The organism is Sporosarcina sp. E16_3 (assembly GCF_017347125.1).
In the GTDB taxonomy this organism is placed as follows: Bacteria; Bacillota; Bacilli; order Bacillales_A; family Planococcaceae; genus Sporosarcina.
The window spans coordinates 53,332-73,159 of the sequence record NZ_JADPRX010000019.1; the positions used below are offsets into that span (position 1 = coordinate 53,332).

Annotated in this window: 15 protein-coding genes and 2 pseudogenes; 14 read left to right on the top strand and 3 right to left on the bottom strand. The window is 34.3% G+C overall.

Annotated elements, in window-relative coordinates; genetic code table 11:
* The first annotated feature begins 48 nt into the window (after window positions 1-48).
* The 5 genes and pseudogenes from I2483_RS12245 to I2483_RS12265 all read left to right on the top strand — a co-directional run.
* Window positions 49-573, top strand: coding sequence for a hypothetical protein (locus I2483_RS12245; RefSeq protein WP_207150851.1), 525 nt, complete (start codon window positions 49-51; stop codon window positions 571-573).
* Between the two features lie 275 nt (window positions 574-848).
* Complete coding sequence (locus I2483_RS12250; protein WP_207150850.1) at window positions 849-1,076, top strand: hypothetical protein; 228 nt, start codon at window positions 849-851, stop codon at window positions 1,074-1,076.
* Between the two features lie 522 nt (window positions 1,077-1,598).
* Window positions 1,599-1,943, top strand: a complete 345-nt coding sequence (locus tag I2483_RS12255) for a hypothetical protein (RefSeq protein ID WP_207150849.1) — start codon at window positions 1,599-1,601, stop codon at window positions 1,941-1,943.
* A 149-nt stretch (window positions 1,944-2,092) separates the two neighbouring features.
* Window positions 2,093-3,445, top strand: coding sequence for a helix-turn-helix transcriptional regulator (locus tag I2483_RS12260; RefSeq protein ID WP_207150848.1), 1,353 nt, complete (start codon window positions 2,093-2,095; stop codon window positions 3,443-3,445).
* Window positions 3,446-4,001: 556 nt separating this feature from the next.
* Window positions 4,002-4,510, top strand: a pseudogene (locus tag I2483_RS12265) (group II intron maturase-specific domain-containing protein); the annotation flags it as partial.
* Here I2483_RS12265 and I2483_RS12270 read toward each other — a convergent pair.
* Window positions 4,464-4,616 (bottom strand): hypothetical protein, encoded by a 153-nt coding sequence (locus I2483_RS12270; RefSeq protein ID WP_207277451.1) that lies wholly within the window; start codon window positions 4,614-4,616, stop codon window positions 4,464-4,466. The pseudogene I2483_RS12265 and the gene I2483_RS12270 overlap by 47 nt on opposite strands.
* A 712-nt stretch (window positions 4,617-5,328) precedes the next feature.
* Here I2483_RS12270 and I2483_RS12275 point away from each other — a divergent pair.
* From I2483_RS12275 to I2483_RS12290, 4 genes and pseudogenes are all read left to right on the top strand, one after another.
* Window positions 5,329-8,616, top strand: coding sequence for a metallophosphoesterase (locus tag I2483_RS12275; protein WP_207150847.1), 3,288 nt, complete (start codon window positions 5,329-5,331; stop codon window positions 8,614-8,616).
* A 309-nt stretch (window positions 8,617-8,925) separates the two neighbouring features.
* Window positions 8,926-10,410, top strand: a complete 1,485-nt coding sequence (locus I2483_RS12280; protein WP_207150846.1) for an IS5 family transposase — start codon at window positions 8,926-8,928, stop codon at window positions 10,408-10,410.
* Between the two features lie 272 nt (window positions 10,411-10,682).
* Window positions 10,683-11,003: pseudogene (locus I2483_RS12285) on the top strand (IS3 family transposase); the annotation flags it as partial.
* Between the two features lie 116 nt (window positions 11,004-11,119).
* Window positions 11,120-11,644: a helix-turn-helix domain-containing protein gene (locus I2483_RS12290; protein WP_207150845.1), complete on the top strand. Its 525-nt coding sequence runs from the start codon at window positions 11,120-11,122 to the stop codon at window positions 11,642-11,644.
* A gap of 165 nt (window positions 11,645-11,809) precedes the next feature.
* Here the strand turns inward: I2483_RS12290 and I2483_RS12295 are convergent, their stop codons facing one another.
* Together I2483_RS12295 and I2483_RS12300 are read right to left on the bottom strand one after the other, a co-directional pair.
* Window positions 11,810-12,382 (bottom strand): redoxin domain-containing protein, encoded by a 573-nt coding sequence (locus I2483_RS12295; protein WP_207150844.1) that lies wholly within the window; start codon window positions 12,380-12,382, stop codon window positions 11,810-11,812.
* A gap of 11 nt (window positions 12,383-12,393) precedes the next feature.
* Complete coding sequence (locus tag I2483_RS12300; protein ID WP_207150843.1) at window positions 12,394-12,954, bottom strand: MauE/DoxX family redox-associated membrane protein; 561 nt, start codon at window positions 12,952-12,954, stop codon at window positions 12,394-12,396.
* Between the two features lie 684 nt (window positions 12,955-13,638).
* Here I2483_RS12300 and I2483_RS12305 point away from each other — a divergent pair.
* From I2483_RS12305 to I2483_RS12325, 5 genes are all read left to right on the top strand, one after another.
* Window positions 13,639-14,328 (top strand): ABC transporter ATP-binding protein, encoded by a 690-nt coding sequence (locus tag I2483_RS12305; RefSeq protein ID WP_207150842.1) that lies wholly within the window; start codon window positions 13,639-13,641, stop codon window positions 14,326-14,328.
* Complete coding sequence (locus I2483_RS12310) at window positions 14,325-15,302, top strand: hypothetical protein (RefSeq protein WP_207277452.1); 978 nt, start codon at window positions 14,325-14,327, stop codon at window positions 15,300-15,302. Before I2483_RS12305 ends, I2483_RS12310 begins: the two co-directional genes overlap by 4 nt.
* A gap of 147 nt (window positions 15,303-15,449) precedes the next feature.
* Entirely contained in the window at window positions 15,450-18,443 is a 2,994-nt protein-coding gene (locus I2483_RS12315; RefSeq protein ID WP_207277453.1) for an FtsX-like permease family protein, read from the top strand.
* Between the two features lie 367 nt (window positions 18,444-18,810).
* Window positions 18,811-19,323 carry a transposase gene (locus I2483_RS12320; protein WP_207277454.1) on the top strand — a complete coding sequence of 171 codons (513 nt, stop codon included), beginning with the start codon at window positions 18,811-18,813 and terminating at the stop codon, window positions 19,321-19,323.
* The gene (locus I2483_RS12325) at window positions 19,320-19,745 is read left to right on the top strand and encodes a helix-turn-helix domain-containing protein (protein ID WP_207277455.1); all 426 of its coding nucleotides are present in this window, start codon (window positions 19,320-19,322) and stop codon (window positions 19,743-19,745) included. Before I2483_RS12320 ends, I2483_RS12325 begins: the two co-directional genes overlap by 4 nt.
* Window positions 19,746-19,828 lie beyond the last annotated feature (83 nt).

A 19,828-nucleotide genomic window follows, 5' to 3' on the forward strand; every position in this document is an offset into this window, starting at 1 on the left:
GTACCTTGAATTTACAATATAATCAAACTTTTTAAGGAGGAATTTATTGTGAAACAAAAATTTTTAACAAGAGCTATTACTTTTTTTCAAATAGCTGGAGCTTTATTATTAATCGATGCGACCAGATTGCTATTTGGAGGAAGTGAAAAAATTTCCTCTGAAGGTGTTTTTGCGTTTTCCGTATCAATTTTCTCGCTTTCGATGGCTCTAACTTTGGCAATTTTGAAGATGCAGGACAACTTCAGTAGTCACCAGGCCATCGGAGGTTATCTCCCTTCAAGAGAATTGGATGGCGTAATTCATGATTGGTATATACATCGCTACCGCCTAACAGGAATTAAAAAAGCGCATGGTTTGAAAAGACCTGCGAAATACACAAAAAGTGAAAAGGATGCAAAACGTCTAATAAGCTTGCTTCCTGAACATGATGGTTCTTGTAAAAAAAACAAGGCAAGAGGTTCATACACATGTACGTATATTTATCGTGGGAAGAAGTTTACTGCAACATCCGCTTCACGTGAAATGGCAATTTGTATCGCTTTTCTACGTTCATGTGATTACCCGGATGTTTAAATCTGATAAAAAATTAAGTGAAGAGCTGGCATCGTCAGTTCTTCTTTTCACCTATATCCAATTGCATTAGAGTCCCATCATGCTATAATAATGGCATACTATTTACTTTCTATCATAATCTCACCCACGCGGGAGAGACGTTTTATTTCATGCCAGTTATACGCTTAACTATAAGCGATTGATGCACTTTTTTTAAAAGTGGAGTAATTTTCAATCATTTATAGATAAGTGTATTTTTTTGTGCCTATCAAAACTTTTTTTAGGAGGGTATACCTATGCGTATGCTAACGGAGAATTCAATTATGGAGTACAAAATGAGGTCCACATCAATCGAGCGTTTTCGATATGGACAAAACAGAAAGAGTGTGGAGTTCTCAAAAAATGAAGATGAAACAAGTGTTACCTGGGCGCAAATAATTAAGCACATCGGCTTTTTTCTAGCGGCCGGAACCTTCTTTTTATTCATCATTTTCAGCATTGCACTTCTATCGTTTCTCATATAATCGACGAGGCTGAGATGTTACTGTAAAAAGAAATACCAAAATTTCAGTCATATCATTTAACAATGGCTGCCATAGAATTCATCAAAGTCCTAAAAATGCCTTTAGACACCTGTCTTAAGGCATTTTTTCCTTCCTTAAAGGGAAAGTTCTTTACGCTCAACTTGTAAACTTATAAATTTATAGTCCACCTGATTCGAAAAGAGCCCCTAAATGTCGTTTACGGTGTTGAATAACAACTGGAGGGGGATTTGTACTCAATCAACTTGCCGTACCTGTATCGAGTACACAGCTACTCTCTAATCAAGCTAAACGAACCTGTAATCGGAAATAATGGGACATCCCATATAACACACAATTAATTTCAACCATACTATTCCGGATATATTAGCGGTGGCGAAGAATGGTCGAGTAAACAGCTCCTAACGAAGGGATTGAATATCACGCACCCTTTGACTTATTTTGCGTCAAATGCAACATTGACGTACCATAAGAGGAAAGAAACCTTGTAAGGGAGGAAACGAAATGATATTTGAAAACTACCCACGCGCAAAGCAAATTATAGACGAACTTAATTTCCATGAACAAGTACAAAATACCAGGTGGCTGCAAATGACAAAGGAAGAGGCTGCAATTAACTTAGCACGCGTTATACTGACAAAAAGTGCAATTACTTCTGCTTCCATTCCACTTAAACGTATCGCCTCTATTCAAGTTGATTCTGATTACAATGAAATCGGAAATCGAATCCAAGTATTTGCGAAAGAGGAAGGAAGGTCACAAGTAGGATTATCTAATGATGATGTTACAAAACTATTCTCTCATATCGAAGTCGGCGGCTCCCGCTATCTACAAAAACCAATTAATTAAAATAAAAAAGTTGATTTATTTAATTCTCAATACTTGATTTACATAGAAATACCAACGCCTTCCTACACAGGAAGGTTTTTTTTCGTTTAGATTTCTTCTAAAACTTGATACAATGGAATGACTAACGCTTGGATGGGGGATATCTTAATATGGCGAACACCTTCGACCGCATTGTGGTCGGGAATAATATACGAAATTTCCGTAAAAAGAAAAAAATGACATTAGGAGAATTGGCTAAAGGGATTTGTTCAATAGGTAAAATGTCAAATATCGAGAATGGAATTACAGCTATCCAAAAAAAAGATTTAATTCTAATTGCCAAGAAGTTAGAGTTGCCATATACGCTACTTATAAATAACAATGTGATAGAACACAATAAGATCTTACAACAAATGGAGGAAATTCAAGTCTGCTTGTCATTTAATATGGGACTTGACGCCCTTTCACAAATAGAGGGTATAAAGAAAGACTTTCAAAAGGAAATCGACGAGCACCCAACTTTACAATTAAATTTGAAATATATTGAAGGTCAGGCTTTCTTAATAACAGGGAATGATTTTAACGCCAGTTCAATTTTTTACCAAATGCTTAACTATACTCCTTCCTCTAATGGTGATATTATTTTGCGAGCAAAAGCGCAACATAAATTAGGGGAACTCTACGAAAAAAACAAACAATATCAAATGGCCAACGAACATTTCAAAAAAGCTATTGACGAACTAGATACTAATAAAATAGAAGTTTCATGGGTAGTCTATTACAACCTATCAATCCTTTGTATGTATCAAAGACAATACGATAAGGCTTCCGTTTATTTATTGTTTGTTAAACGAAAAAATCCTAGATTGCAATACCTAGAAGCCCTTTTGCACTTGTTTTCAGAGAATTATAAAGAGGGGATTGAATTGTTGAAACTTTCAAAAGGTGCTTTTGTAGAATCAAAAGACACAGAGATGATAATACGTTCCATAATGGCGACTCTTTATTTTGCACCATTCTCACCAACGCAATACACGGTTCGAATGGAGAAAAACACGGTTCGTTTTATTGAAAATGATTTAATTAGAACAAGATATGAAGATAAAATACAAATCGAATTATTAATTATCACAATGCACTCTATTATTTCAACCAATTTACAGGCAGAAAATTATACAAAAGTTGCTACATATTTAGATTTACTAATTAATTTCGAAGAACGACACAACTATACCGATTTTAGACATATCACACTTTTATTACGTGCAATGTATTTAAAAAGTGCCATTACTAAGGATCCTAAAATCGTAGACCAAATTTTAGAGGAAGCTCAGACAATAATGGAAGCAAAGGATCTTCGTAATTTACATCTTTTTAATATCTATTATGAACGTTCTTTATTACAAGACGAGGTAAAGTCTTTCGCTTTCAAAGCATTAGAAGTCTTTTTTCAAAATTCAAATTTAGATACGTTAGATTTAATACAATACGAACATTTTATGCCTAAGATCATATCTATTTAATTGAAAAGAGACATATGAATAAATATATTTTAATGGATTTATTATTGAACATATAAATTTTTAGTATATTCTCCTCAAATTAAGGAAATGAAGTAAAGTGTATTTTGTCCATGCACATTCTTGTACAATGACTTGATAGTCTAAACTGTTATTATGGTATTCCCAAAAATAAAGGCATTGATTTTTAAGTATATACTTTCTTGTCTCTACAATAGGACATGAAAGTATATACTGCTGAAACCATGGACAAGAAAATCTAAACTTGGCCAACTGGTCCGCTTGCATGGGGTATATTTATCGCTAATCTACGTGCCATGAAATAAATAAGAGAGTTAGTTTAGACTTTCTTGTCTTAACAGTTTCTTATCCTTGTACAATTCATCTGTACAAGGACATAAGAGTATGTACAAAATAGTGGTTACAAACACAGTGTTTAATTGACGGTGTACATACTTTCATGTCTATCTATTAGGACAGAAAAGCATGTACATTACATGCCGGAGATAAAAAACATTGTACACTTGTTACTTATTCGGTATTGTGATTAGTTTTTCCATATGTGAAAACAAAGAAAGCGGGAAATCGAGTCATGGGTTCTGTCACTTCATTCATTGAAGGAATGCTTAAGTTGAAAGTTAATCTGAATAAATCAGCGGTAGACCCCGATTGCCAAAGAAAGTATGATACGGATGAAGAATAAAATCCGTGAGATTACCTCTAGGAAGAAACCTTATTCGATGGATTATCGAATCAAGAGACTAAATGAATACCTTATGGGTTGGTGCGGTCATTGGCGGATACGCCAAGCGTTTTCAGAGCTTTCGATTCATGGATTAGAAGAAGACTTCGAATGTGTATGTGGAAAAACTGGAAGAAACCAAGTACGAAAGTGAGGAAGCTCATTGGATTAGGTGCGCCGAAAGATAAGGCATACGAATGGGGTAACTCGCGTAAAAGTTACTGAAAGATTTCTAAAAGTCCTGAACCCTGAGGAACTCCTACTGGAGTTCCCCAGGGCTCAAAAGTCTACTATCACGTTACGCAAATTTGCATCATCAATCTTAATTGAACCGCCGTATACCGAACGGTACGAACTGCCCCCTACCATTGTTGTATCTAATGGAGTTGTTTTCGTTAATCCAGCCTTGATAAATAGTTTCTTGTCTTTCATCTTTGATATACATTTTTAGTGCGTGGTCCTTAAATGGAATACAAATCATTCGACAATTAACGACAAAAAACCATCTACTTTGAGGAATTAGTTGCGCTCGAAATTTAGATCGATCATTTGATGAATTGTGTTGGATAGATGACAAACAAAGGTGTTTAAGTTTTAGGCTCACAAATTGATAAGATAGCTAGTTTTTTCGTTTATTTAAACTACTCACAAGTGGTTCAATCCATATGTAATACTTAGTCATCACAAGAAATGCGAAGGTCCATGATTAAAGAGGGGGATAGATGAGAGAAAAAGAAGTTAATCACATTATATTCTTATGAGAATTTCTTTGTTGAAGTCAAAGCGATGTAATCAGATAAAAAGACCAAGAGGTATTAGTTTAAGACATTCAAGAAATCCACATCCAAATACAAAACCGTTCTATTGTATCTGGTGACGGATCATCGGACTATGTGGCCAACCACATCAGATACTTGCGAAAAGCCGATTTTTGAGAGATAAAAATAGAGTTCCTGTCCTTGGTGAATTTTTACTTAGGAATATTGTGTTGGAATAATTCATATGTACGAGGCTGCAACTCACACAACAAACCTATCAATAGGGGAAGATCGAACTACTAACATTGTAGTGATGACTTGCAAAATTGGAAATTTGTTGTCGAAATGGTATGTTAAATGTATTATTCAATTTAGGGGGACAAGCATTGAGAATCATACATTTATCAGATATTCACTATCACCCTTCCCAAAAATCTTTTAAGAGGTATTGCTTAGACCCATTAATTAAGGATCTTCAATCATTCACTAAAAACAAGCCGATTAACTTAATATGCTTTACAGGCGATTTAATAGATAAAGGCGGTTTCGCAGGTAAAAATTCTGTTGATCCTTTGATTGCATTCGAGAAATTTGAAGAGGATTTTATTAAGCCGTTGCTAGAGAACCTAAATATGTCGAAACACCAATTCCTCTTCATACCAGGAAATCATGATGTTGATCGTACGAAAATTAATGAGTACAGTCATGATGGTTTGTTAAATAAAATGAACACAAGAAATGACATCGATAGCATTATGCACAATATTAAGCCGTCGGATTTTAGCGGAATGGAGCCGTACAAACTTTTCGAAAACATATATTATGATGATTCAGATGCATATAAGCCAAATAAATTTGGATATTCATTTTTGCATATGCTGAACGGTAAGAAGATAGGTATCGGCGGTATAAATTCGTCTTGGATGTGTAAAGACGATGGTGATGATAAAAAATTGTTTGTTGGTCGAAAGCAATTGGACTTCATTCAAGATTCGTTCGAGGGACAAGATTTAGATTTACGTATTGCTTTGATGCATCATAGTTATGAATCATTACATCCTGAAGACACGGAATTTGTAAGGGATATGATTGTAAGGGACTATGATTTACTGTTAGTCGGACACACTCATAAATCCTCAACGTTTTCATTGTCATTTAGTTTAGGAAATGGCTGCATACTTTCCACTGCACCTGCAAACTGGGTCAGTAATAATCACCAAACATTATCCAAATATCAAAATGGATATAATATTATTGATATAATTGAGGATCCGGGGAAATCAAAATATATAGAATTTCACTTCAGGAAATTCAACTTCGAGAAAAATCAATTTATCAGTAATACAGATGCCGGAGAAGGTGATTCAGGCACTAAGAGATTTGAATCTAGTTCTACAGAAAACAAAAAGCTATATAATGAGCAAACAGAAATAATTGGTTATATAAAGGATATCTTTACTGACGATATAAACCAAAACTTAATTAGTTATAACACAGATACTGTTGCACCAAAGGATTTAAAAAGTCTATTTGTATTGCCACGAATTGTGAAGTCAAACTATGAAACGTCAATTAACAATGATGGTAAGGAAGTAAACAAGAAAGAGGAAATATTAAATTTAGAAGATTTGTGTTTACTTGAAAATAACCTGGTACTCTTCGGACAAAGGGAAACAGGGAAAACGACTATCTTATTCCGGATAATTTCTGAACTCATTGATAAACATGCTTTATATCAAAAAATTCCCATTTATGTTGACTTGAAAGGTTTAAATAAAGGTGATATCAAGAAAAAGATGAGTAGATTCATTGGGAAAAGCACGAGTAAGTTTAATAAAATATTAGAAAACCAAAAAATTGTTTTACTACTTGACAACTTCCGATTTAATCATGTTCATCAAAATGTGATTTTCGAAGAAATTAGTGAGTTGTCTAAAACATTTCCAAATTTATCAATTATAGCTTCAGCCGAAACGATAAATGATCAAGAAAAACCAATCGAATTTGTGAATAGTCCAATTGCAAAAGAATTCGAATCGGCTAATATTCAATATTTCCAAACGACGGAAATTCAGTCGTTAATGAAGAGATGGTTTAATACAGGCGGGAGTCAAGAAGAGAATGAAAAATTGAACCATCTAATAAAGAATTTTCATTATCTTAACATTCCAAGTACACCGCTCGCTGTATCGATGTTTTTATGGATTTATGAAAAACAAAAGGACTTTAGGCCAGTTAATAACGCTGCAATGGTTCAAAACTTTATCGAAAAGTTATTTGAAAAACATACAAAAGAGCAGATTTTCTCTGAGGACTTCGATTACAGTAATAAAATCCACTTACTAGCGCAAATCGCATTACAAATGTATAGGAAAAATAATGCTAATTACCGAATTGAATCTTTGGAATTGAAAGAATTCATCAGGGAGTTGTATAAAAAAAAGAAAATGGAGATTCAATTATCAGGTCCAATCGCATTCCATGACTGGATATTAACAGAGTTTGTTGACAAAGGTGTTTTGGTAAGAGAATTGGATCAAGGTGCAGAGTATTACAAATTCAAATTAGATTGCTTTTTTCAATATTGTTTAGCCAAGAACATGGAGTTTAACAAAGACTTCAAAGAGGAAGTCTTAAGTGAAGAAAATTATTTAACGTTTATCGATGAAATAGATTACTTCACAGGCCTAGATAGAACTCAAGGCGATATTTTAGAATCGGTAGTCAATAGGAAGGAAAAGTGTTTTGCGTCTTATCTTGAATTCAATCAATCTATATTTACGGACAATACAATAACTATTTCTTTCGATCATTTATTTTCATTACGTGATCCAGATTCTAGAAAGCCGCTTATTGAATCAATGAGAGAAAATCAATTGGATGAAATACTGAAAAGAAATAAACAAAATGATGAAGATGCTATTACTGCCAATGATAGTTTATTAGAGCGTGGAAATGATAATGAGCACTCATCTGTTATTCCGAATAAAGTCCCACAATCTGAATTGTCGAATGATGAAAAGCTGCAAAAAACATGGATTATAGCTGCAAAAGTATTGAAAAACACTGAAGAAGTTGAAATTGGTGATTTAAAAGACCGAGCATTTAGGAGTATTATGTTGTGTTCTTTAATCACAGTATCTGTTCATAAAAGGAAAATGGAGCTATATCTAAGTGATAGCAATAGAAAATCGGAATTGATGAAAAGTAATCCGGAAATGTACTCATTCTTTTCTTTTTTCACTCGTTTCGCTTTAGTCGTACATGAGGTACATTTATTTTCAGTGATAGGTACAACGAAATTACTGCCAGTCATTCGAGACTACTTAAATGAAAATATAGAAAATGATAGCGTTTCAGATGTAGAAAAATATCTTGCTATTTTCTTATATATTGACTCGAACGCAAACGATTACCAGTCAAAATTAAATAGAATAATGCATAAGTATAATTCATCTGCAGTAAACGATTTCGCTTTTATGAAATTGACATTATTGCACTCTGTGACAAAAGATAAAAAAGCAGAAAAATTTATCCAAGATAAGCTTAATCAACTAATAAAACGTTCAAAAGATGGACACGTTGTATCAAAGAGTAAAGCTATATCAAGCTTCCAAAACAAAGAGGAAAAGGATAGAAGGTTAGAATTATTTAAAGAAGCATCAAAAAAGTGACAAGTAACAATTCGCTTTTGGATTTCGATTAGTAGTTCGTTCTAATCAGTGTAAATTTTCAACTGTTGTGCGTTAGCTTAATATGAATACAGCAAAAAGGACCGTAAATGAACTGCACCCCAATTGTTAGGCACTATCTAACAATTGGGGTGCAGTTATTGTATGACAAAATATTCATGGGAACTAAATTAGGGGATACTGAACAACCCAATATCCCTCTATCTAAAAGGGTTTTTGCATTATTTGTCGAATAAAGATGCAAAGACAAAACAACAAAAAACTCAGGAATGTAGACTTGGAGGGCTTACCATGTACGAACACAACGAAAATCAGATCATCATGCCACACGAATTCTTCTTACCATTCGGAGGTCAGTTGAACCCTGATAACCGCTGGGTTGTCATGGCTTCCCTCATCCCTTGGAACGAAGTCGAAGAGGCATATATCGAGACGCTTGGAGATACCAAACAGGGAAGCAAAGCCTACAATGTCCGACTTGCACTTGGTTCTTTGATTATCAAGGAAAGACTGGGTCTAAGTGACGAAGAAACCGTAGAAGCCATCACAGAAAATCCTTATCTGCAATACTTCATCGGGCTGCATTCCTTTCAACAAACAGCTCCCTTTCATTCCTCTTCCATGACACATTTTCGCAAGCGTTTCAATGGAGAGCTAATCAATGAACTCAATGAGTCCCTCGTGTTGACGCAGCGGAAGAAAGATGAAAAAGTTCCCGATGACGAGCCGCCAAATGGGGGTGGACACACTTCTGAAGAGCCTAACTCTTCGAGTTCGATGGAATCCGTGTTGCCTCCGAATCAAGGTAAACTACTTTTAGACGCCACTTGCGCACCTTCCGACATCACGTATCCTACGGATATCGGTTTACTAAACAAGTCACGCGAGAAACTCGAGAAGTTCATCGACACGCTTCATCGACCACTTGCCGGCAAGCAGAAAAAACCGCGTACTTATCGAGTCAAAGCCCGTAAAGAGTACCTATCCTTGACGAAACAACGAAAGCCAGGTTATCAGAAAATCCAGGAAGGTATTGAATGTCAATTGGGCTATGTCAAACGGAATCTGCTTCATATCGAGAAGCTTGTTACCCAAGTCGGTCTCGACCAGTTGACTTCCAAACGATATCGTGACTTGTTTGTCATCCAGGAAATCTATCGTCAGCAGAGTATCATGTATAAGAATCAATCCCATTCGATCGAAGATCGGATTGTCAGCATCAGTCAACCGCATATTCGCCCGATTGTGAGAGGGAAGGCAAATGCCCCTGTAGAATTCGGTGCAAAGCTATCCGTCAGCCTAGTAGATGGGTATGCCTTCATAGATACATTAAGTTGGGATGCCTATCACGAAGGTATCTTTCTTAAGGAATCTATTGAAAGTTACAAAGAGCGATTCGGTTACTATCCTGAAGCGGTCCTAGCCGATACAATCTATCGGACCCGTGAAAACCGCCAGCACTGCAAGGATTTAGGCATTAGGCTGAGCGGCCCTAAACTGGGCAGACCTTCAAAAGACCAACAGATAAATGCAGAACAGAAGCGGATAGAACGGAAGGATAATTCAGATCGTAACGCAATCGAAGGGAAATTCGGTGAAGGCAAGCGCAAGTATGGGCTAGGCCTTATGGAGACGAGTGAGACAGTCATTTCCCTCCAATTTCTCATTATGAACATAGAAAAGATCCTCCGGGATTCTTTTTTGCCTATTTTCCAAAACTGGCTTCAAGGTATATTATCTCGTTTACAATACAGACTTACGTATAAAGTTGCGTAAAGAGAGTTGTTCAGTATCCCCTAAATTAGAAGACGTTATTGATTTTTTGGAAAATAATGATTATTTTAAAGCTTTCGCGAAAATATTTGGTGTCGGTTTAACACTTATAAAGAGCGGGGTATTCCTTTATGCGGAACATGGAGAAGAGGCTTTTAATTCTTCCTATTCAAGTTATGATTTACACTATAATATGGATGTACTTAACTATATGAATGATTTTGGAGTTACCGCCAATCAAGCAGTTGCAACCGCAAATTATAAAAAAATGCAGCATCATAAAAGAATTAGGTTTGAAATGTTTAGTACGTATAAAGAAATATCGATCGTACAAGGGGACAGTTGGCAAGATTGCGCCCAATATTTGAGTTTGCAAATTCAAGGCGGAAAAATCAAATGTAAAATGGGTAACAGACATTACAGAGTTTATATTATTTTGAGAGAAACTGTATGTATCCCCCATTTTAGATTTATTTATTGAAGAGATTATTATCTACACCATTGGTTCAAGACCCACCTACTCGATCGTTTCAGAGATGTTGGAGAAATCATTTGAACGATTATTAGAAGGTGATAATCTAGCCCTGCATTCTAACAGTTCACAGTACGTTAATAAGTCTTAACGGTACCCCAATAAAGCGACATAATTATATAGAGGGTGTAATGGATGACAAAAAGACTTCAAATATTTCAATAGAATGGAGTGATTTAATTGAATGACTGGTACACTAGACAAGAAGTAGCAGACATACTCGGTGTTTCGAAACCCACAGTTTATCACTATGCAAAACAAAAGAAAATCATAAAAATTGCGGATCCACATCGATTGAACCGTGAAGCTAGGTATAGGCGGGAGGAAGTGGATGCGCTTGCAGTAGAACGTAAGCAGAACCAACCAACGGGTCTACGCCCTTCTGAACTTGCAAAACAATTAGGTGTACCGGCAACGAGGATCTACACAATCATAAAAGATAACACTTTACCCGTCGATGTAATTCTGCTAGGTGACGAAGGGAAAGGGTACTCGATTTCCGAAGAACTTGCCGATCGAATTCAAAAAGAAGTTGCGAGGACGATGCCCATCCGCGGGACAAGGGTAGAATTTTACGATTCAAAGCATGACATTGCGCTTTATCAACGTTTTATTGCCCCTAACGGACAGCATATGCGGTGCTGCGGTAAAACAATCAATACCATAATCTTTTCGTCAGATGATTTGGGAACAAATGTTGGTTAAATAGAACGGGAAATCATAAAGTACTTAATATAACGAAAAAGAGCCTTTTCGAAGTGTACGCCCTCGAAAAGGCTCTAAAAAGTCTCATTAGAATTCTACAGTCAGTAAAACAATGAATGTGTATAAAGACAACCTGGGCAGTAACATCTTTATTTAGTATTTTTGCTACGATGTAATAAGAGTGTCTTGTTTGTGAGAATCCAATTCTATATAATTCACTAAAATATATTGTAAATGCTTAAAATCTTTTATTTCACCTTGGGATTTTATTTTTTCATTCATTCCAACTAAAACAAAATATGGGGTTATATTAATATGATAATTCGAAAAAATTTGTGGTGATTTTATATAATTAACTTTGTCTTTTAATAACTCCAGAAACACAAAGTCCGAGTTACTAGTATCATTGTTAATTAGAAAAATAGGTAATGAATATTTGGAATTTGATTCTGAAATTGACTGAATAAGAGTATTACAACTTGAGCATTCAGTATTAACAAATAACATAATAGTATCGCTGTTCTCTAGTTTGTCTTTCAGAACTATTTTGTGATTATTAGAATCGGAAACACGAAATAATGGTGCATTATCACCTATATCTAAAGTGCTAAATTGAAAGCCTTTAACCCCTCTTATTTCTTCTAGAAAACCTCTAGTATATTTGATGATGAAATGTATTATATAAAATTGAATAATTAATAATACAAGAACGATTGATAGTAATATATTTGATAACATGATTATTCCTTTCAATATAAGTATTTTAAAATGTTATTTCTTTTGATAATTATTTTTCCTATTTCTTTTTTGATCATGATAGTTAATAATAAACATATAGAAAGTGAAAAAATAAGTAATTTTTCCCAAAAATTTATGATATATAGAATATTATCATTCTCCAACTTAAATAATAGGGAAATAACCATTATTAAGAAAAAATTTCTAAAAACTATTCCCCAATGCAATACACTATTTTCTAAAATTCCGCCACATCCACAGGATTGGTCTGTATTTCCTAGTACTATATTTTTAGTAACTGCAATTGAAAATATTAAAAGCGCTGAACTGAATATAACGACAGTAAATATGTTTATTCTTCCTAATAATAAATTACAAAATATTAACACTTCAAAGAGCAGGACAAGATAAAATCCAATATAAACCAAGCGTTCTGTAAGGATTCTATACGCTTTAAAAGATATAAGATGTTTCTCCTTATTTAATATCTTGTCTACAAAAGAAAAAAGAAAAACCAACGCTAGAGAAAATTTCCCTAAATAAAATAAAACAGTTAAAATAATGCTAATCAATCCCTCCATATTAATGTAATCAAATTGATAATTGTTACATTAATTAATTTATTTCCATAAAAATGACTGTCAATAATTAAAAACTGTTAATTAAAAATTGACGGAATATACTTTTTACATTATCATAAGTTACTATAAATGGGAATGGTAGTTAAGGTTAATTTTAGCATATTCTCGTTTAAAATTAATTTTAAGAGGGGTGAAATTATGAAAATCTTATCTTCTTTTATTCAACCAAGGTATATTCCATGTACAAGAACAAAAGTATCAATTGTATGTGGTACACATCCAGAGTGTTCAGGCAAAGCAAGTCATCAACTGTTAATCGATGACCGTGATGGTTCAGAATGTAGTCCTAAGTATTTCATGTACTGTGGCTGTTAATTAAAGTTATGAAAACTTCTTAATATAAATTAAGAGGTTTTCATAATGTCACTCTGGATTTTTGTAGTTTTTTTCTACAACTATAAACTCCTAATTCTGTATTTTATAAATAATATTAAACAAATAAATCTCAAAGCTATTAGACATTATCTACTCTAAATCCGAAGGAAAAGTTTGTAGAATACTTCATTAAATATGGCTAAAGTCGGTTAATAGATTATTTATAGCTTGAAATCAAAAGGCCTCTTTCTCTTTAGGGGTCTGTTTATTTTTATAATTACTTTGGGAGGTTTGTAATCTTTGGAAAATATTGTTGTTAAAAATGTATCCAAACATTTTAAAGGTGACGGAGTCGAATATAAGGCGTTATCTGATGTGAGTATTGAGTTTACTAAAGGGGAATTTGTTTCAATTATGGGCCCTTCGGGTTCGGGTAAATCTACCTTACTTAGTATTATGGGAACTCTAGATCAACAAACAAGTGGACAGATTTATTTTGAAGATAAACTAATTAACGGTCTTGGTTTAGATGAATTAGCTGATATTAGATTTAATAATATTGGATTTGTCTTTCAACAATTCCATCTATTAGCAACATTAACTGCTTTAGAAAATGTTTTGATTCCATTATTTAATAGAACCGTTAACTTTAATAAAAAGGAGAGAGCAATAGAGCTCTTAAATTTAGTAGGACTTGCCGATAAGTTAAATTCATTCCCTTCTCAATTATCTGGTGGTCAACAACAACGTGTTGCAATTGCCCGTGCCTTAATTGCTCGCCCTGATTGGATTTTGGCTGATGAACCGACAGGGAACTTGGATACGAACACTGGTAACACTATCTTTGAACTACTACAACAATTAAACAGAGACGAAAAATGCGGAGTAATTTTTGTCACACATGACCTATTATTAGCTGAAAAAGCAGAACGGATAATTGAAATGAAGGATGGTTCAATAATAAAAGAACGAGCAGGTAGAACAGTATGATTTCATTTATTGTTAAAGGATGGATGAGGCAAAAGGAACGATTTTTACTGATGATGATAGGTGCCTTACTAATCAGCGGAGGCTTAAGTACATTAATCGGGTTGTCTGAATCAACTAAAGGAACAGTAATTGATTCTTTACAGAAGAAATGGGATGCTTCTTATCATATTGTTGTAAGACCAGAAGGTACTAAAGGTATTTCCCAAAACGACAATTTTTTTGATCCGAATTATATAAGTGGGATATCAGGTGGAATTTCTTTGGATGATTACAAAAAAATAAAAGAAATCAAAGATATTGATATAGCAGCTCCTATTAGTATGATCGGGTTTACTGGATATAATGTTATTTTAAAACATATTGTTATATCGGAACCTGGAATCTATAGACTGACAATTATAACGCAAGATCTTGAGGGATTTGATTCTAAGGAAGACAAGGAGGAGTTATATTTTTCAAAGGGAATTTACGAACAAGTTGATTCAACTCTATATCAAAAATATGGATTAATTGCTTTTGAAAATAATTTATCAAGTTATACAAGAGTCTTGTTAGCAGGTGTAGATCCAATTGAGGAAGCAAGACTAATTGGTTTAGAAAATGCCGTATTGCCATTAGAAGGACAGAAGTATTTTTCAGATAGTAGTAAAGTTTATTCAACCGATTTCAGCTTTGAAGGAATTGACGGAAAGGAAATAAATGTAAAAGATACTAAATTCCCTATACTCTTATCTAATAGATCATTTTTAAATCAGAATTTAAACTTTAAACTAGAAAGATTAGATATTCCGTTTAACAACGAGTCAAAGATGAAAAAGTCCTTAGACATTATTGAAAAAAATGGAGGAGAAAAATACTTAAAGTTGTTGTCATCAAAAGATGTAAAAGATTATACATATAATTCCGAGAAAGTACATGCATCTTTAATAGAGAACTTGACTGGAATTGATAGTAAAACAGGAGATAAAATTTAAAAAAATGATTCATCTACATTAAGCTTAGGTAGTATTCTCCGGGAAAAAACTGGACCACTTACATATCAATCAATAGAAAGTCCGTTTCCTGAAAGGTGGGAAAAAGCACTTCAGGTAATTCCTTATGAAGACGATTCAAATGAGTTAATGGGAGATACCTACCGTAAACCTCAAATAACAGAAGAAAGTATGGCAAGTAACCCGAGATTAAGTCCATATTTTATTGGTTTGTACGATCCGTCAAAGTTGAACATTTCAAAGGACCCATTGAATGAATTACCAATGGAAACATACAGTATCCCAACTGCAACTCATGTTTTAAATAATTACGGACAACCTGTTAATCCACCTAAAAAAATAAATTCTAATTCGAACATTTATGGATTTTTAATGCAGCCACCTACAATGCTTACAACCATCGAAGCTGCGGAACAAATTTTAGGAGATAAACCAATATCTGCGATTAGAATAAAGGTTAAGAATGTCGCGACAATTGGTGAAGAGAGCCAGAAAAAATTAGAAATTGTAGCAAAAGAAATTGAAAAACAAACAGGGCTGCATACGGATATTACGTTAGGATCATCGCCACAACCTTTATTAATAAATATCCCTAAAGCAGGAAAGAATGAAGAAGTTGGTTGGGTAGAACAACTTTGGTTGAAAAAAGGATCTTCCATTAATATATTTAAAGAAACAAAATTAGGGTACACAGGATTAATTATGAGTGTAATCCTTGTCGCGATTATTTATGTATTCTCAACCAACTTAGTTTCATATCTATCAAGAAAAAAAGAGTTTGCGATTCTTCTTTCTATAGGCTGGAAACTAAGGGAATTAAAAAATATTCTCTTAATAGAGTCTTTTCTAATAGGCATAATTGTTTCCGTATTAACATTCGTGGTTCAGTTAGGGCTAAGTTTTAAAGACGCGGATACTTTATCGATATCAGAGATTCTTTTATTAACATTTTTTATATTATTTATTTATATCATTGGTTCTTTACTTCCTTCCCTTTTAATTACTAAAATACACCCTTGGCATGTAATGAGAACAGGTGAAACTAATCTGACAGGGAAAAGAGTAATTAAAACAAAAGGCTTATTCTCAATGGTTTTCAACACAGTGATGGGCAGAATACAGAGAAATTTAGTTTCTATCTTAGCAATAGCATTACCAACTGCATTATTAATAATGTTTATCTATGTTACCTTTCGTTTAAACGGTGTTTTATACACCTCTTGGTTAGGTCAATATGTTTCTATGGAAGTTGGAATACATCATTATATCGCTGTTTCAATTTCTTTAATTATTTCTATACTCACCACTACGGAAATCATGTGGCAAAATATTAAGGAACGTAGGAATGAGATATCCCTATTAAAAGCATTAGGATGGAAGAATTCACATATACGAAAAATGGTGTTAGTTGAGGGTGCAGTTATAGGACTAGTTGGAGGCGTAGTTGGTGGAGTATTGTCATTCATAATCATTTACTTTATGTATGGACCTATACCCCTAACTGAATTATGGTTACCACTAATAAGTTGTTTAATTCCATTTATAGTAGGGATGTTAGGAAGTTGGATTCCATCTAGGATTGCGGTGAAAATGCAACCTATTGAAGGGGCTAAAGGCATACTTAGTAATTCTAAAAAAACTGAAAATCGATTTAAAGTTATCTTTAGTTTTGCTGGAGCAATATTTCTTGGTATTATTATGCTTTTAGTAATTTCAAAACCGAATTTAGAAAATGAATCGTCTGAAAAAGTTACGTTGAATACGGAATTAAAAACCGATGGGGAACTGATAGAAGTTTCGAAACCCTCAAACGCAGATATAAAGTTACCCGAGGAAGAGGTTATTCTTCCTGGTGCAAGTGGGGCTTACTTAATAGACATTAAATTAGATAAAAATAATCTATTTCAAATAAGTACTGAAATAGATGTTACAAATGATTCTCCAGATACTTGGAATGATATTGGATTCTATTTTATTCCAAATGCGTTCACTGAAGAATATAAACCTAAAATTTTACAGGACGCCGCGGATGTTTCTATTACATCTGTTACGGTATCAGGAGAAGAAATACAATACGATTTATTGAACAATAAGCTGTTACTTAAACTGGGTAATGAGCTATTGCCAGGTGCGAAGAAGCGAGTGAAAATTGATTACACAATGAAAATCCCTGAACATGGGAACAGATTATCTAGAGTGGGTACAAACTTCTATTTGGCCCAATGGTATCCAATGTTAGCACACTACCAAAATGGCTGGAATATTGAAGACTATGATATGAAAGGAGAGTCTTATCATACAAGTTATGGTAGATATAAAGTGAACTACAGTCTTCCAGAAGAATTTCTTGTGGTTAGTTCAGTAGAAGATAGAGACATGCGTCCGTCCATGACAGGAAAACTTGAAGGAGAAAACATTAAAGACTTTTACATGGCACTCTTAAATCCAAAGGAATGGACCAGTGAATCATTAAAAGTTAATGACACCACATTGAGGATATTTCTTCCACTTAACAGAAGTGGAATTTTGATGGAAGAACTTGAAGTTGCAGGGGATGTCTTTGCTTATTTTGAGAAGAAGATTGGGGACTATCCTTACCCTGAGCTAGATTTGATAGGAAATGGAGGGAATATGGAGTATCCGTATGTAGTAGAAGTTTCGAATAGTGAAGATAATTATGAGGATACGCTTGTTCATGAAATAGCACATCAATGGTTTTATAATATGGTTTCGAATGATCCATACCATGATGCTTGGCTCGATGAAAGTTTAACAGTATTTGTTGCCTCGATGTTCTTAACAGATAAGTACAAAGACGAGACAATCGGGTATGAATTTGCTAGTAATTCAGCAAAAATTACTAGTACAAGTAGTAAAGTAAATCTTTCATTAGATGAATTTAAAAAGTCTGAATATACATCCATTATTTATGGAAAAACCCCACTCATATTAAGGGATTTTTTTAGAGAACGTGGAGGACAAGAAGAAGCAATTCAATTTTTATCTGATTACTTTAATGAACACCAATTTAAGTATGTAAATAGTAAGAACTTTTCCCGATTCTTTATTGAGTATTTCGGTGAGGAAAATAGAGAGTTTATTGATGGTTGGTTAGACACATAAAAAACCAATATCATCTCAGAAAAAATATAAAAAACGAGGTAATTAATTGAACATTTTAAACTTAATGCTAGTACTTATAATAATAATAATACTTGTCGTAGTATATAAAAATAAAAGGGAAATTGAAAAATCAATAATAAAGAAAACCGAAGAATCTCAATTTCCTAAAGGAATCGGAAGGAAAATGAACAGTGTAGAAGTATTTAATGGTAAAGATTCAATTAATATAAAAGATATTACTAAAGGAAATTTATTAGGTATTCTAATCAGTAGCTCTTGTTCACACTGTATGACCCCCCTCTGTTAGGCTAGTTGTCGTAGGATGCTCTCCTGTTATACTTTAAATAATAGATGGAGGTCGTGCGACATGAAGAACGAAATTACAATTAGATATACGCAGGAAATGAAGGACGCTGTCCTCGTTAGAATGATGCCCCCAAATAACGAATCTGTTAAAAGTATTAGTGATGACCTTGGAATTTCAGCACAATCCCTATATAAATGGAGAAACAAAGCACGTATTGACGGAAATGCAACTCCTGGAAATGGACAGACTTCTGAGCGCTGGAGTAGTGAAGATAAGTTCTTAGTTGTGCTGGAAACATACGCGATGAACCAAGCAGATCTAGCAGAATACTGCCGGAAAAAAGGTTTATATAAAGAACAAATCGATGCATGGCGTTCCGTCTGCCTGAGCGCAAATACTGGTGAAATTAATCAAACCAAACGACTTTCTCAAGAGTTAAAAGAAGAGAAGAAGCGTACATCCGAGATTGAAAAAGATTTGCGCAAAAAAGAAAAGGCGTTGGCAGAAGCAGCAGCGCTACTACTATTAAGAAAAAAGGCCGGAGCGATCTGGGGGGATCTAGAGGACGAATGATTTCCCCGTCAGATCGCAAGCTCGCGGTTGAACTAATTCAGGAAGCTAATCACGACGGTGCCCGATTAGCACGTGCGTGTACAGAGCTGAATATTAGTGTACGTACGTATGAACGATGGGTATCTGATGGTGACGTAAAGGAAGATCAACGTCCCCATGCACTACGTCCTGAACCAAAAAATAAGCTTACAAAACAAGAAAGGCAAGATGTATTGAATGTCGTCAAAAAAGAAGAGTTTGTTGACTTACCCCCTTCACAAATCGTACCGAAGCTGGCAGACCAATCCATCTACATCGCATCTGAATCAACGATGTACCGTATCTTACGTGAAGAACAAATGCAGCAACATCGCGGACGAAGTAAAAGACCGGAAATGAAATTACCCGAAAGCTATTTAGCTACAGCTGTAAGCGTCAAGTAGAATTGAACACTTTTGCTAATTAACTTTGAACACTTTCGTTTGTTTTTTTCCTGCCCCCAAGTTGAAGGCAGGAAAATTAGTGT

Bases quoted from the DNA above. Each gene is read 5' to 3' on its own strand.
- I2483_RS12270 (WP_207277451.1), bottom strand. From the start codon at position 4,616: ATGAAAGACAAGAAACTATTTATCAAGGCTGGATTAACGAAAACAACT.
- I2483_RS12250 (WP_207150850.1), top strand. From the start codon at position 849: ATGCGTATGCTAACGGAGAATTCAATTATGGAGTACAAAATGAGGTCC.
- I2483_RS12325 (WP_207277455.1), top strand. From the start codon at position 19,320: ATGATTTCCCCGTCAGATCGCAAGCTCGCGGTTGAACTAATTCAGGAA.
- I2483_RS12295 (WP_207150844.1), bottom strand. From the start codon at position 12,382: ATGTTATCAAATATATTACTATCAATCGTTCTTGTATTATTAATTATT.
- I2483_RS12260 (WP_207150848.1), top strand. From the start codon at position 2,093: ATGGCGAACACCTTCGACCGCATTGTGGTCGGGAATAATATACGAAAT.
- I2483_RS12255 (WP_207150849.1), top strand. From the start codon at position 1,599: ATGATATTTGAAAACTACCCACGCGCAAAGCAAATTATAGACGAACTT.
- I2483_RS12320 (WP_207277454.1), top strand. From the start codon at position 18,811: ATGAAGAACGAAATTACAATTAGATATACGCAGGAAATGAAGGACGCT.
- I2483_RS12280 (WP_207150846.1), top strand. From the start codon at position 8,926: ATGTACGAACACAACGAAAATCAGATCATCATGCCACACGAATTCTTC.
- I2483_RS12310 (WP_207277452.1), top strand. From the start codon at position 14,325: ATGATTTCATTTATTGTTAAAGGATGGATGAGGCAAAAGGAACGATTT.
- I2483_RS12315 (WP_207277453.1), top strand. From the start codon at position 15,450: ATGGGAGATACCTACCGTAAACCTCAAATAACAGAAGAAAGTATGGCA.